This is a genomic window from Paraburkholderia susongensis (assembly GCF_900177725.1).
In the GTDB taxonomy this organism is placed as follows: domain Bacteria; phylum Pseudomonadota; class Gammaproteobacteria; order Burkholderiales; family Burkholderiaceae; genus Paraburkholderia; species Paraburkholderia susongensis.
This window is the reverse complement of the sequence record NZ_FXAT01000003.1, coordinates 181,073-193,172: the sequence shown is the minus strand read 5'-3', so window position 1 is coordinate 193,172 and position 12,100 is coordinate 181,073. Positions and strand designations below refer to the sequence as shown.

General features: G+C 59.4%; 12 protein-coding genes, 1 pseudogene and 4 riboswitches. Of the genes and pseudogenes, 3 read left to right on the top strand and 10 right to left on the bottom strand.

The features are described from left to right. Position 1: 1 nt before the first annotated feature. The 4 genes from B9Z01_RS10020 to B9Z01_RS10005 all read right to left on the bottom strand — a co-directional run bounded on the left by B9Z01_RS10020 (position 2) and on the right by B9Z01_RS10005 (position 2,928). On the bottom strand, positions 2-682 hold the full coding sequence (locus B9Z01_RS10020) for a hydrogenase (RefSeq protein ID WP_085482466.1): 681 nt from the start codon (positions 680-682) through the stop codon (positions 2-4). Between the two features lie 6 nt (positions 683-688). Then, a complete protein-coding gene (locus tag B9Z01_RS10015; protein ID WP_085482464.1) occupies positions 689-1,636 on the bottom strand; it encodes a respiratory chain complex I subunit 1 family protein in 948 nt (315 codons plus the stop codon). 239 nt (positions 1,637-1,875) lie between these two features. Next, positions 1,876-1,947, bottom strand: a riboswitch (Fluoride riboswitch). A 50-nt stretch (positions 1,948-1,997) separates the two neighbouring features. Continuing rightward, a complete protein-coding gene (locus B9Z01_RS10010) occupies positions 1,998-2,366 on the bottom strand; it encodes a DUF190 domain-containing protein (RefSeq protein ID WP_085482462.1) in 369 nt (122 codons plus the stop codon). Between the two features lie 184 nt (positions 2,367-2,550). After that, positions 2,551-2,928: a DUF190 domain-containing protein gene (locus B9Z01_RS10005; RefSeq protein ID WP_244195975.1), complete on the bottom strand. Its 378-nt coding sequence runs from the start codon at positions 2,926-2,928 to the stop codon at positions 2,551-2,553. Positions 2,929-3,085: 157 nt separating this feature from the next. Further along, positions 3,086-3,152, bottom strand: a riboswitch (Fluoride riboswitch). A gap of 189 nt (positions 3,153-3,341) precedes the next feature. Beyond that, positions 3,342-3,414, top strand: a riboswitch (Fluoride riboswitch). Positions 3,415-3,585: 171 nt separating this feature from the next. Between B9Z01_RS10005 and B9Z01_RS34770 the strand changes: the two genes are divergently transcribed. After that, positions 3,586-4,323, top strand: a complete 738-nt coding sequence (locus tag B9Z01_RS34770; RefSeq protein WP_143808881.1) for a hypothetical protein — start codon at positions 3,586-3,588, stop codon at positions 4,321-4,323. A 101-nt stretch (positions 4,324-4,424) separates the two neighbouring features. Here B9Z01_RS34770 and B9Z01_RS09990 read toward each other — a convergent pair whose 3' ends face one another. Together B9Z01_RS09990 and B9Z01_RS09985 are read right to left on the bottom strand one after the other, a co-directional pair. Then, positions 4,425-5,975, bottom strand: coding sequence for a MutS-related protein (locus tag B9Z01_RS09990; protein WP_085482454.1), 1,551 nt, complete (start codon positions 5,973-5,975; stop codon positions 4,425-4,427). After that, a complete protein-coding gene (locus tag B9Z01_RS09985) occupies positions 5,972-7,507 on the bottom strand; it encodes a MutS-related protein (protein ID WP_085482452.1) in 1,536 nt (511 codons plus the stop codon). The genes B9Z01_RS09990 and B9Z01_RS09985 overlap by 4 nt, the downstream gene beginning before the upstream one ends. 273 nt (positions 7,508-7,780) lie before the next feature. Beyond that, positions 7,781-7,843: riboswitch (Fluoride riboswitch) on the bottom strand. A gap of 390 nt (positions 7,844-8,233) precedes the next feature. Here B9Z01_RS09985 and B9Z01_RS36875 point away from each other — a divergent pair. Further along, positions 8,234-8,299 (top strand): annotated as a pseudogene (locus tag B9Z01_RS36875) (hypothetical protein); the annotation flags it as partial. 88 nt (positions 8,300-8,387) lie between these two features. Next, entirely contained in the window at positions 8,388-9,080 is a 693-nt protein-coding gene (locus tag B9Z01_RS09980) for a cytochrome b/b6 domain-containing protein (protein WP_085482450.1), read from the top strand. 44 nt (positions 9,081-9,124) lie between these two features. On the opposite strand, the gene B9Z01_RS09975 is transcribed toward B9Z01_RS09980, so the two are convergent. The 4 genes from B9Z01_RS09975 to B9Z01_RS09960 all read right to left on the bottom strand — a co-directional run bounded on the left by B9Z01_RS09975 (position 9,125) and on the right by B9Z01_RS09960 (position 11,787). Then, positions 9,125-9,586 (bottom strand): CHRD domain-containing protein, encoded by a 462-nt coding sequence (locus B9Z01_RS09975; RefSeq protein ID WP_085482448.1) that lies wholly within the window; start codon positions 9,584-9,586, stop codon positions 9,125-9,127. Between the two features lie 122 nt (positions 9,587-9,708). Beyond that, complete coding sequence (locus B9Z01_RS09970) at positions 9,709-10,323, bottom strand: hypothetical protein (protein ID WP_085482446.1); 615 nt, start codon at positions 10,321-10,323, stop codon at positions 9,709-9,711. Positions 10,324-10,369: 46 nt separating this feature from the next. Further along, positions 10,370-11,161 carry a molybdopterin-dependent oxidoreductase gene (locus B9Z01_RS09965; protein ID WP_085482444.1) on the bottom strand — a complete coding sequence of 264 codons (792 nt, stop codon included), beginning with the start codon at positions 11,159-11,161 and terminating at the stop codon, positions 10,370-10,372. Between the two features lie 2 nt (positions 11,162-11,163). Beyond that, positions 11,164-11,787 carry a cytochrome b/b6 domain-containing protein gene (locus tag B9Z01_RS09960; RefSeq protein WP_143808910.1) on the bottom strand — a complete coding sequence of 208 codons (624 nt, stop codon included), beginning with the start codon at positions 11,785-11,787 and terminating at the stop codon, positions 11,164-11,166. Positions 11,788-12,100: the final 313 nt, after the last annotated feature.

Here is a 12,100-nt window from a genome sequence, read left to right as displayed (position 1 = left end):
TTCACCCCATCAGCCGTCTAAGTTCACGGCTGCTCGTGCTGCCGACATGCGCGACCAGATAGCGAACCAATACGCCAAAGCTCACGACGATAACGAGCAGATCGAACAGCAACACCAGTTCGATCAGCATCGGCATGCCAGGCACGAGGATCTGGGAGCCCAGGAAGATACCGTTCTCAAGGATCAGGAGGCCCAGCACCTGGCTGATCGCTTCATGACGCACTGCCAGCATCAGAAAGCCGATGAGCTTCATCGAGAGCATGACCGTGAGCGCCAGCACTACCACCGTGCCGCCCAGGCCCAGCGCATTGCCCAGATGATTCGACACGACAAACGCGAAGAGCACCAGCAACGCCCCCAGCACGATGCTTGAGCTGGGCTGCAGGATCACGTGCAATTCCCGTTCGACTTCCAGCCGGATGATGATTCGCCAGATCAGATAGGGCAGCACCATGCCCCGAAAAAGCGCGGTGAGAAGCGCGATCAGATACAGTTCGTGGTAGTTGCCGTAGTAGCCCACTGCACCGGAGAGCGCCGCGATCAGCCACGATTCGGCAATGAACGCGAGCAGATAGTCCTTCAGCCAGCGCGAACCCAGCATCACGAACGCAAGCAGCAGGCTGCCAATCGCCAGCAGGCTGAAGAGCGATGCGGCGAGCGGACTCAGGTGGGCGAGCAGCATGACATGTCACCGAAGCTGGTTAGCGGCGATCGCGAGCACCGCCAGCATGAACGACGCCGCAAGCGGCTCCTGATAGCGGAAGAAGCGCAACCTGGATTGCGCCGTCTCGACAACGACAACGACGAGCACGACCAGCAACATGCGCAGGAAAAGACCGATCGCCGCACCCAATGCGCCCAACGCGGTGCCATGCTGCGACAGTCCCCACGGCAGGGTCAGCACGTTGCAGAAAATGGTGTAGAGAATGAACTGCTTCATCATCGACGCCCATTTGAGCAACGCCAGAAGCGCTCCGGAATATTCGAGGATGCGTGCCTCCTCGATCATGTACACCTCGATGTGCGTACTCGAGTGGATCGGCAAGCGGTCCGTCTCGACTAGCAGCAGGACGAAAAACGCGAAGACGAGAAACAGGTGTGCCGGACTCCAGTACACGGATGGCTGTGCCACGAGCAGATGGTTCACGACGAACGGCAACATGGCTTTGGCGAGCAGCGTGATGCCGACCAGCACGAGGATCAGCGTGGGCTCCGCGAGAATGCCGAGCATCACCGAGCGGCTCGAGCCAATGCCGCCATAGGCGCTTCCCGAATCCAGACCCGCCAGCACGACTGCAAACGACCCGAGCGTCAGGATGAGGCCACCGCCAAGGATGTCGCCCATGTCGGAAAGCGGCAGTGGAAAGTCAGTGAGCACCGGGATGAGGATCGGCACCGTGAGCATGCAGGTAAAGGCGACCACCGGCGCAGTCCAGTAAATCCACGAAGCGGAATTGGGCACGACAAGCTGCTTGTGGAAGAGTTTCCACAGGTCCCGATAGGGTTGGAAGACGCCGGGGCCGCGTGCGCGTTGCACACGTTCTTCCCATTGCAGGATGACGCCTTGCAGCAGTGGCGACAGTGCGATGACGGTCACCACCTGGGCAATCTGGAGGGCGACGTCGCGCGTGTTCATACACCCTCCGCGAAGACGAAGGGCCGATGGACGACGCATTGGGGCCGCGACCTAACGCACGCGCGGATCGCTACGCGACTGCGCTGCGAAGCGTATGGACGGGGGAGGCAACAATTGCTGCGCGGCGACTCGCTTACGCATCCCATGTTTTTTTTGCGTTCTTGTAGGCAACGATATGCCCGGGATGCTCGAAAAGGCGAGCCGGCTGAAAAATGCCTACCGGCCCCGAAGCGCCCGGGGACCCTGTAGGCATCATTAGCCGCAAAGCTTGCTAGCGGCAGTTAGGGAGGAATGCCATCTCCGCAAAAATCAGTTTTGAGTATAGGTGACGCGTCGACGCTTGCAAGGTTTGCGTTTCCTGCTATCCCGCTGACCGGCCGAACAGGGAAAAATGCTTCGACGGCTTATGCGGGACGTCGTCGCCGATCACGCCGAACTCAATCGGAAAGCGCATGTAGAAAACGTGTACGTTTTCGGTGCGCACGAGATCCAGAAGCTGCCCGGCTTCCTTTTCAGTCACGGCAAGAATGATCTGCACCGGCTGGTCGTCGAGCCTGAGCATGTGGGCCGCATGATGCGAACCCGCGTGGCCGATGCCTTCGGCGCAATTGATGACGGTCGCTCCACCGATGCCGAGTTGGCGGACCTCATGCAGCAGCCATTCGCATACGGTCTGATGGCCGTGTTTCCTGTTCTGCTCTGTGTAGAACGTCAGTTGATATCCGTTCATCGTGCATCTCCGCCGCTCACCGGGTCCTTGCAGCTCCGGGCGGCGCGCACGTGGCTGCGTCCACTACCCGGAGTAACACCGCGTTGCTCGACCGAGGCAGGCCCGGTCATCCGCCGCTTGATTCATTCTAGTTCACCGCCACCGCGACACACGATTGTGCCGTGCAGCATAGCACTGGAGTCCGCTACTCGCTGCCGCCTCTCACGCCTGCGCCGAGCACCTCGTATTCGATACGACAGCGCGTGTAGAAGAGTTCGACACCGCCGTGTCGAAGAATATCGAGCAGTGCATCGATGCGTGCATCCTCCGCGGCCACCGTGACCACGACGGGCTGGTCAATCAATTCAAAAAAGCGCGCCGCGTGGTACTTGCCATGAGCGTCGATGCTTTCGCTCACTTCGATCACCGTTGCGCCCTCGATGCCGGCTTCTTTCGTCTTGCTCAGAATCCAGTCGACGACGGTCATGCGACTCTTGCGGTGGCTCTGATTGGCTACAAACACCGTCAATTGACTGCCTTTCATGAGGCGCTCCAATTGGTCCACGAAGAATGCATGAACCATCGTTGCATGCAGGGCGCGCCACGATACGCACGGATGCTTCGAGTGACGAGTACGTACGACCTTGACGTAATGATGATAAGCATAGGAAACCAGATTCGAGTTGGGTACAAATCTGGCCAGCGGGACGCGGGGACATGCCCACGACCTCCTGACCCAGGAACTCGTAGGCATCATCAGCCGGACTTGACCGGCGGTTCGGGAGGAATGCCATCTCCACTGAATTCAGTGTAGCAAGGAAACTGCAGGGCGGTTCAGCGATGACTTGTGCCGCGACCACGGTCCGATTGCATCTCGCACCGCAGCAGTCTGGTTCTCCGACCAGAAGCTCAGATTAAAAAGGGCTCGCGACAAGCGCCGCAGAACTTGCCGCTGCGCGCGTTGCAAAGCGCGAACGCGGTGAATAGAATGAAAATGTCGAAATGGTAGATGGCATTCCTCCCTGAATCGCTGCTTGCATAGGCCGCAGCTGATGATGCCTACAGTTCCCTGGAGAAGGGCTGTAGAGCCGCAACCCCCTCTGTCCAGGCTTACCTCGCTGTTCGTAATCTGGGCGTTCTGTGTGCGCAACTTTCCCCGGTTTCCCCACATTGCATCTCGCGTGCCGACGTTTCGGGTCTCACGCACATGCGTGCTCACGGCCTATCCGGGAGCACTGCGATGCATGAGGAAGGTAAAGTCGAATCCGCGCGAACCTTCGTGCTATCGAACGGCGAAGTGGATTTCCTTTGGTGGTTTATTCAAGGCAGCATCATGGACCCCGGCGTGCGTGCGCGCCTTTACGCGAATTGGGGCCTGTGCTCGCGCCATAGCCTGGGCTTCTTGGTCGTCGAAGCAGCGTTCCGCCCTCATCTGATTCACGGCTGCACGATTCTGTATGGGGAACTGATGCGTCGCGCCCTGCATGTCCTGGACGATCGTGGCATCCACGGCCTGGTCCCGGGCCGTGTCTCGCGGCACCTCTTGCATGCGCCCGGCCCGTGCCATCTGTGCGACCTTGGCTACCACGAGCGCTCCGAAGGCAATGTGCCACCCGATCGCCTGGCGCAGGGACGAGACATGACGAACGCAGTGCGCTTTGCCGCGGACAACCGGCGTGGATGGCTCCCCTATGTATGCGGCCGATGCGCGGGGACCGATTCGCCCGTCCTTTGCCGCTTGCATCTGATCGAGGCGATGGAGCACGAAGGCGTGCAAATCGCAAAGTCCCAACACGCGAGCATCCTCAGCATTTCCACCCACCTCTCGACCTTCGAGAACTCGTTCCGATGGGACCTGCGGGGCACCGACACGGCAGAAGACCGGGGCGCACTCATTAGCGCCATCGGCTGGTGCAGCGGATGGACCGAATTGATCAGAAGTCTGCTGCCGCTAGCGGGGAAGATATGCCCGCCATAACGTCATTCCGACGTCCCGAATCCGTCCGCTATGGCAATCAGAAGATGGCGAATGCGTCGGTCGTGTTCGGCCGGACTAATGCCTGCGCGATAGGCGGCTCGCTATTCGACCTTCGACAGGTCCGCCGAGGCGGACTCGCCGTGCGCGTCCCCATCACGCTGTGAGAGAAAAATTCGCCGGTACAGATCTTCTCCGTAGCTAGTCTGCAAGGGCTCGGCGTTGGTCAGTCTGAATGTGCGCTCTCCATCGGCTCGCCGCTCTGCTCTCAGGAACATCATGTCCTGAGTCTTCTGCTCATACAGCCCGTGAGCCAATGCGTACAGGTGCGTCACGAATACGATTTTCACGTGCTTCTGCAACAACGCCACGACGATCTGTCGGGCGATCTCGGAACCTTCGCGTTCATTGGTTGCGGCAAAGGATTCGTTGCACAACAACAGTGAGTGTTCCTTGATGTGTGCGACGATTTCGCTCATTCGCTTGAGCTCCTCATCGAGCTTGCCGCTCTTCATTGATGCATCTTCCTCGCGCTTGTAGTGGGTCGAGATTCCGTCGCATACGTTCGCCGAGAACGACGCCGCTGTGACGAATATTCCGCATTGCATCATGATCTGCGCCAGTCCGAGAGCTCGCAGGAATGTCGACTTGCCGCCCTGATTGGCGCCGGTGATGACGACGAGTTCCTTGTCGTCCCCGTGCATGTCATTGCCGACGGGCGCGCGTCCGCTGCGCAGCGCCAGGCTCGCGTCGTACAACCCTTCGATGGCGTGCCGTCTTTCAATGCGCTCATGCGGAACCGGAACGCACATGGCGAGGCCCCGCCGTGTCAGTTCGTGATGCAGATTGACGCAACCGAGGTAGAAAGCCAGTTCGGTGCGCAGCATCGTAAAGAAGCTGAGAATGTGGTCGGCTGATTGCGCAAGCGCGTTGGCGACGAGATTGATACCGCGCGCCTCCAGTTCTGCCAATGCGCGGGCACCATTCTCGTCTCGATCGGCAATACGAAACGTCAACGAGGGCGACCGTTTGGCGAGCAGCCGCTTCAGAAAATTGGGATCTTTTTCGTGTGGTTTGCGCAGTACGTAGTTGATTCCCTTGTTGCCCGTGCCCAAACCGGCACTGATCAGCACTCCGCCGCCGAACTTGAGCTCCTTGAGACATTGCCGGATCGTCAAAAAGTACTCGTCCGTCAACTCGCGCTGAATCATCGAGAAAAATTGGGCAAACCCTTCTGACTGGAACTGCCCGGCCTGCGAGTCCGCTACGGTCCTCAGCGTCTTCAGCACACCGACAAATTGCTGGATCATTTCCCGCGCACCGTACAGCACCGAACTGGCCGACGAGGAAAAGAAACTGTAGTGGCTCTTGCGCTCTGTTTCGATCGCCTCGATCGCGATAGCGTAGAGCTGCCGCACAGTGGCTTCGCGAGTGATGCAGTCGTTGAGAATGGTCTGGCGATAGGTGATTTCGTCCAGAACGACCGAGCTGACCGGGACGACCCGCTTGATGACGTCGTAGAGAAACGCGTCGCCCTGCGCCATCGTCTGATAGAGCGTGTTCAGTTCCAGGTCCTGTACCAGCGCCGGCTCGTTCCACCCGGCCTCGCGGTGCATATTGAAGTCGCGGTCCCTGTAGAGGAGATATGCCTTCATAGCCCGAGCCGCTCCTTCAGATGGTCGTATGTCAAGCCATAGTGTTCTGCGACCGACACCGCATACGCGCGACCGTCAGCGGGTTTTCTTCTCACTCTGTAGGTGCGGGAAGCCGGGTCCCCCGGCTTGATCTCGCTGACCATGCTCACGACCTGTTCGCCAAGATGCGCAAGCTCCTCGATGAAGGTCACACAAACGCACAACGAGTCGCGCTCCAGTATCTCGCCGATGATCTTCCTGCTCAGGAAGAGTGCGTCAGTCAGCGTTGTCGAGCTGAAGATCTCATTCATGATGATGAGGCTGCGCGACGTGGCGTGCCTCATTATGTGATGAACGCGCATCAGGTCGTCCTGAAGCTTGCCGCGCAGATCCTTGGTATTTTCTTCGCGCTCGAAATGCGTGAACAGCCGGTCGTACAGAAAGAGCGTGGCATTGCGGCCGGGAACTGGACAACCGATCCTCGCCAGATAATGCAGTTGGCCAAAGGTGCGCGCAAAGGTCGTTTTTCCGCCGTTGTTGGGACCCGATACGACGATCAGGCGTTCTTCGTCATCGAGATGAAAATCATTCTGGACGACACGTGCGTTTTCGCTCGTGAGTTTGTGCGCGAGCGCCAGATCGAACGTCTCGTCGCAGCGCACGGCTTTGTTGCTGGATGACACGCGCGGGTAGCAAAAGCACAGATCCGCCGCTTTGCAGATATCGATGTAGCCGCGGTACGCGAAGTAGAACTGGACTTCGCGGTCGAACGTGCGGATCGTGGCATCGGGAAAGCTCGCGTTGTTCGCGCAGTATGTGGCGAGCTCCATGAACTCCTGCGGGTACAGTTGCGCAACGAAGTCCAGGACGTGCGCTTCGACGTGATTCATGTCGAGCCAGTCGCGCAACTCGACGCGATGATCCTTGACCACGCCCTGCTTGAATTTCTCGAAGATATGCAGAACGTCGGTGCTGTAGTCAATTTCCGCGTCGTAGTGGCGTACCGTGACGACGCTTCCCTTGATGAGCACGCAATATCGAATCGCCGAAAGGCGCCTCTTGATATGGTCTGCGTCATGTGTGAGCGACTGAAAGCGCTCCGATGCAGCATATCCAGTCAGGTATTGATGAAACGCCCTTAGCCCTTTCGATGTGGGCGCTGCCAGCGGCAGATCCCGGGCAAAGACCGCAAGTGTCTCGCAATAAACCACGACTGCTTCGAGGAACCACCACTCCTTCTGGAGCCTGTAGTGGAGCTTTTCCGCCTGTGCCAGGTGCTCGCGCATTTTGCGCATGCCCTGGGCGAAAGCATTGATGCTGGCGAACACGCCAGCATCGTCGAGGTCCTGCATGACCTCGTGCCGATACGTGATCGCTTCCTCACGCGACAACTCGGTGTAAAAGAACGGCTTCAGGTTGTAGTCGTTCCATCCCGTCGTGACTGCCGCAACGATCTGGTCGAGATTGAGATCGCAAAAGAAATCTGGCTCGGGCACGTCATCGCGCCTGGGGCCGTCCTCTGGTTTTTCGAACAGGATGCTGTGAAAGACCATGCGCACCCCCTTCCTCCTACTTCCTGCCTGGCAGCCGCACACCTGTGCCTGCAACCAGATTCCGTCGACCGCACGCACGAGACACGGCTGTCACACGGCGGGATGGAGCCTGAGCAGAGATTCCGACGCCGCCAGCGCGCTCGACTGCAATCAGCGAGGCGGACAGACGTTAATCGGTACGGTGATGAAAACTGGGAGGGGACGCCAGCTTGACGATGGCGCGCGCTTCAGACAAACGAAGCGAGTCGAGGCGTGCCCACAGTACCTAAACCCAGGCCTGTAGGCATCATTAGCCCTTGCGGGCGGTTAGGGAGGAATGCCATCTCCACGTCAATTCTCAGTCTACGCCGTGCAATACGCGGATACAAGCTGCAGGCGGAGTCAGCCTTGCCGCGCGGATCGGCAGGAAAGCGAAACGCAAGTTCGTCCAGCAAGAAGCGCTGCTTGAGCGATCATCAGCGCATTCGCTTCAATCGCGTTTCAGTACCCCTTCCGGAGCGTTACCCGAAATTCGTGGACGTCCATTCCAGCATCGCGAACAGACAATCAGTTGCCGGACCATGACCGCCGCTTGATGAAGTACATCGGTCGTTTCGCCACCCACAACGGGCGCGCGGTTGGACGAACTGGTAGATTCGTAATCGCGATGCCAGCCGCGCACGCGCTGCACGCCAACTTGGACAAGGCGGCGATGGCAATCGCTTTCGGCGAGTCCTGGGTCATTGGATGCAACCGTTCCGGGCGCTGCCGGAGCTCGCGATTGAGAAGCCTGGCGTACAGAACATCACGGGCTATTGCGTCACCGCGTTGCTATTCCCCGGAGTGGTGTTCACCCCGGGCCTGTATCTCTTCCAGCCGCTTGCGGACGGAGGCGCGAAACATGGATGCTCACGAACTCGTCACGCGGCCGACACAGCCTGTCCGCCGCCCGGTGCTGATCTGGGACGCGCCGGTGCGACTGTTTCACTGGCTGGTGGTCGTGCTGGTCACGGCGGCCTATGTCACCTTGAAACTAAACTGGATCGACTGGCACGTCCGGGTCGGCGAGACGCTGCTCGCGTTGGTTATTTTCCGGCTGCTATGGGGCTGCTTTGGCAGTGAGACCGCGCGCTTTCGCAGTTTCGTGGCGTCGCCCGCGGCTGCACTTCGTCATTTGCGCCACCTGTTTCGCCGCGAGCCGGATGTGCAGGTGGGCCACAATGCGGCCGGCGGCTGGATGGTCCTGCTGCTGCTCGCGTTGCTGCTGGTCGAGACGCTGAGCGGGCTCTACGTCAACAACGACATCGCCGACGAAGGGCCGTTGAGCGAAGTCGTGCCCGCATGGCTCGCCAACGCGATCTCGACGCTGCATGGGGTTGTTTGGGACGTGCTGCTCGCCGCGGTGGTGCTGCACGTGCTCGTGATCGCTCTCTACGCGGTCGCGAAGGGACACAACCTGGTGCGTCCGATGCTAACGGGCTACAAGCTGTTGCCCTCGTCCATCGACGCGCCGCGGCAGACGCCAGCGCTGCTGGCGCTGCTGCCGCTCGGCGTCGGCGCTGCCGTGGTGATGCTGCTCGCGGCTTATCTCTGAGCCCGCCGGGAACCTGATCTCAGGACGCCGCTTCAGTGGCCGCGTCAGTTGCTCTTCGGCGGCACCACCTGGCCGCGGATCTCGCCGTTCGGATTGTTTTTGGTGTGAACGTTGATGTACATGTCACCGGCCTCGAACATCTTGGCATCGTCCGGGGATAGCGTGGCCTGGCCGCTGATGGGGCTCGTCACCTCCATGTTGCCCTTCTGGGAGAGCCAGACCTTCACGCCGGCGTTTTTTCCGGCTGGGGCAGGTCCGTGGAAATGTGCCATCGTGGTCTGACTCGACAATCCGCTGAAGCTGATGTTCCAGGTTACGACCCGCGTGGCTGAGTCGTACGTGAGGTTGGCGTTGCCGCTGCCTGGAGTCTGCACCGGCGGAACCTGTTGAGCGCCCGACAACGGCACTGCAAATGAGACCGGCGCCGCTTGTACTAAGGTCAGCGTACCCGCCAAGGCCAGGCCACCGAACACCCTGAAAGCGCACTGCGAGATGGATCGTGACATTTGGTTTTCTCCTTTAGGGGACAACAAACGCGAGGCGATGCGGATAGCATAAATCGACTCGCTGCGGACATTGAACCACGTGCTACCGCAGCGGGCAGGTCATCCATCCGGCCGCCAATCGACTACATCGGCGGAGCGACCCCATCCTTTTCGACCACCACGCGCTGCGCTACGAATGCACCCTGCGACGCGGGCGTCGCGACCACAAACACCTTCTTGCCCGGGGTCAGATCGGTGCGTGCGGCCGGCGTGAAAGTCACGATGGGTACGTTAGGCGGTACGGTTACCTCATTGCTTCCGCCTTTGTACGACAGCTTGAGATTCCGGCCGCTGGTACCCTGAACAACCGTATCGACGTTCGCATTCGTCATCGTGCTGTTCGGACCGAGGTCCCATGCGTAGTGACCTTCACCCGTGCCGCGCGCGGATTCGGGGAAGACGACCACTTCGGTGGCCGTCAACTTTCCGTCAGTGCCCGTCGTTGCAGCCGTGCCGACGAAGGAGCCCGGCTTGATGTCCGAAAGCTGCATGGCCTTGACCGCCGACACGGCAACGGCCGGTTTGAGCTCGATCGACACAGTGTCGCCACTACGACGATGCACCTTCAGGACGTCGCCGTCGAGCGACACGATATCGCCGCGGATGCGCGACGGTTTGGCCGCGGGCGTCTGAGCGAGCGCGACACCGGCAAAAGTCAGCGTAGTGAGGATGACGCCAAGTTTCAAGCGAATAGACATGGATACTCCATAAAGGACTGTTGAGTTTCGAGTGGACCCGTGCATATCAGGAACCGCCGAACCAGTTATAGCCCTGGTTCTCCCAGTAACCACCGGGATATTCGTTCGTCACACTGATTGCGACGATATGCTTCGGATTCTTGTAACCGAGCTTGGTCGGCATACGCAGCTTCATCGGGAAGCCGTATTTCGGCGGCAGCACCTGGCCGTCGTACGTGAGTGCGAGCAGCGTCTGAGCATGCAGCGCAGTCGGCATGTCGATGCTGGTCCAGTAGTTGTCCGCACAGTGCAGTGACACGTACTTCGCCGTGATGTCCGCGCCCGCGCGTTTCAGGAAATCGGAGAAGCGCACGCCACCCCATCGGCCTATCGCGCTCCATCCTTCAATGCAGATATGACGCGTGATCTGGCTTTCCTGCGGCAACGCGCGCAGCTCGTCGAGCGTCCAGACGCGTTTGCCAGTCGCGAGGCCACCCACCTGTAGCCGGTATGTCGCAGCGTCGACTTCGGGCACATCGTCGATATCGTAGAACGCGTTGAACGGAAACGGCCGTGTGATCATCGACTCCGGATAGGTCGGGGCCATCTCGTTCGGATTGAACAACAGGGCTTGCACGTCGTCGTTGAAGAACGAAATTCTCCGCAGCATGGTGTTCACCGACTTGTCATTGGACAAGTCGCAGCCGGACAGCATCGCAATGCCGCCGAGCGTGAGAATCCGCTTTCCGAGCAGCCGGCGGGCCGGATTTTTCAGTTCGTTGCGCGCATCATTGATGATCGATTCAGCGTGAGACCGAAGAAACGTATCAGGCTTCACAGCCTTTTTTCGAAAGGTCATGGTTAGCGTCCACGAATCATCAAAAGCAGCGAGCGCGGCACCAGCGCGACCATAACGACGTGCACGACGAAGAACGCCACCAGCACGCTCATGGCAACGAAATGCACGACGCGCGCATTGTCGTATCCGCCCATCAGCGTGCGCAGCAGCGGGAACTGCACCGACTTCCATACCGCCAGTCCCGACACGATCAGGAGCGCGATATCGACAATGACCACGAGATAGGCGAATTTCTGTACCGCGTTGTAGCGTGTGAGGTCCTCGTGCCCGAGCGTGCCGCGCAGTGCGGCGACGAGATCGGTTGCAAGCGACTTGAAGCTGATCGGCAGCAGTTTTCGGCGCAGACGTCCCGAAGCGATATTCAGCCCGACGTAGATGAGGAAATTCGCGACCAGCATCCACATGACCGCGAAATGCCATTGCAAGGCTCCGCCGAGCCAGCCGCCCAATGTGATGACGGAAGGAAACTGTAAGGCTGGAAAGATCGGCGAGGCGTCATAGATCTGCCAGCCGCTTGTCACCATCAGTACGACAGCGAGCGCATTGATCCAGTGTGTGATGCGGATCCAGGCGGGTTGAATCGTCGTGTGAATCAAAGCGATCTCGTGATTGATGAGGTAGCACATGCTCGGACCGCCGGCCGGCCGCGACCAGGCTGCGTCTTCATTCGTAAACATGACCTGCGCGCAACTATTCCATTGCGCGACACATAATTTTTCTTACAAGCGAGCGCATGCGCGGCGTTGTGGCCGGGAGCGCCAATTGGTCGATGTTTCGAAGGTAAGTGATTCGAATCAAGCACGAACCAGGCCATAGCAGCCACTTGCATCCCGCTGCTTTCACTGCGCCGCACAACGACAAATCACCCGCGGAATACGGATGCCCAATGTAAAAAGGCTGCCTCGCAGAAACGAGGCAGCCTTTTTTATTCGCACGCGC

Excerpts from the sequence above, each read along its gene's own strand:
- B9Z01_RS34770 (WP_143808881.1), top strand. The coding sequence starts at position 3,586 with ATGCATGAGGAAGGTAAAGTCGAATCCGCGCGAACCTTCGTGCTATCG.
- B9Z01_RS09990 (WP_085482454.1), bottom strand. The coding sequence starts at position 5,975 with ATGAAGGCATATCTCCTCTACAGGGACCGCGACTTCAATATGCACCGC.
- B9Z01_RS09960 (WP_143808910.1), bottom strand. The coding sequence starts at position 11,787 with ATGTGCTACCTCATCAATCACGAGATCGCTTTGATTCACACGACGATT.
- B9Z01_RS10010 (WP_085482462.1), bottom strand. The coding sequence starts at position 2,366 with ATGAACGGATATCAACTGACGTTCTACACAGAGCAGAACAGGAAACAC.
- B9Z01_RS09985 (WP_085482452.1), bottom strand. The coding sequence starts at position 7,507 with ATGGTCTTTCACAGCATCCTGTTCGAAAAACCAGAGGACGGCCCCAGG.
- B9Z01_RS10020 (WP_085482466.1), bottom strand. The coding sequence starts at position 682 with ATGCTGCTCGCCCACCTGAGTCCGCTCGCCGCATCGCTCTTCAGCCTG.
- B9Z01_RS09970 (WP_085482446.1), bottom strand. The coding sequence starts at position 10,323 with ATGTCTATTCGCTTGAAACTTGGCGTCATCCTCACTACGCTGACTTTT.
- B9Z01_RS09980 (WP_085482450.1), top strand. The coding sequence starts at position 8,388 with ATGGATGCTCACGAACTCGTCACGCGGCCGACACAGCCTGTCCGCCGC.
- B9Z01_RS09965 (WP_085482444.1), bottom strand. The coding sequence starts at position 11,161 with ATGACCTTTCGAAAAAAGGCTGTGAAGCCTGATACGTTTCTTCGGTCT.
- B9Z01_RS09975 (WP_085482448.1), bottom strand. The coding sequence starts at position 9,586 with ATGTCACGATCCATCTCGCAGTGCGCTTTCAGGGTGTTCGGTGGCCTG.
- B9Z01_RS10005 (WP_244195975.1), bottom strand. The coding sequence starts at position 2,928 with ATGGTTCATGCATTCTTCGTGGACCAATTGGAGCGCCTCATGAAAGGC.
- B9Z01_RS10015 (WP_085482464.1), bottom strand. The coding sequence starts at position 1,636 with ATGAACACGCGCGACGTCGCCCTCCAGATTGCCCAGGTGGTGACCGTC.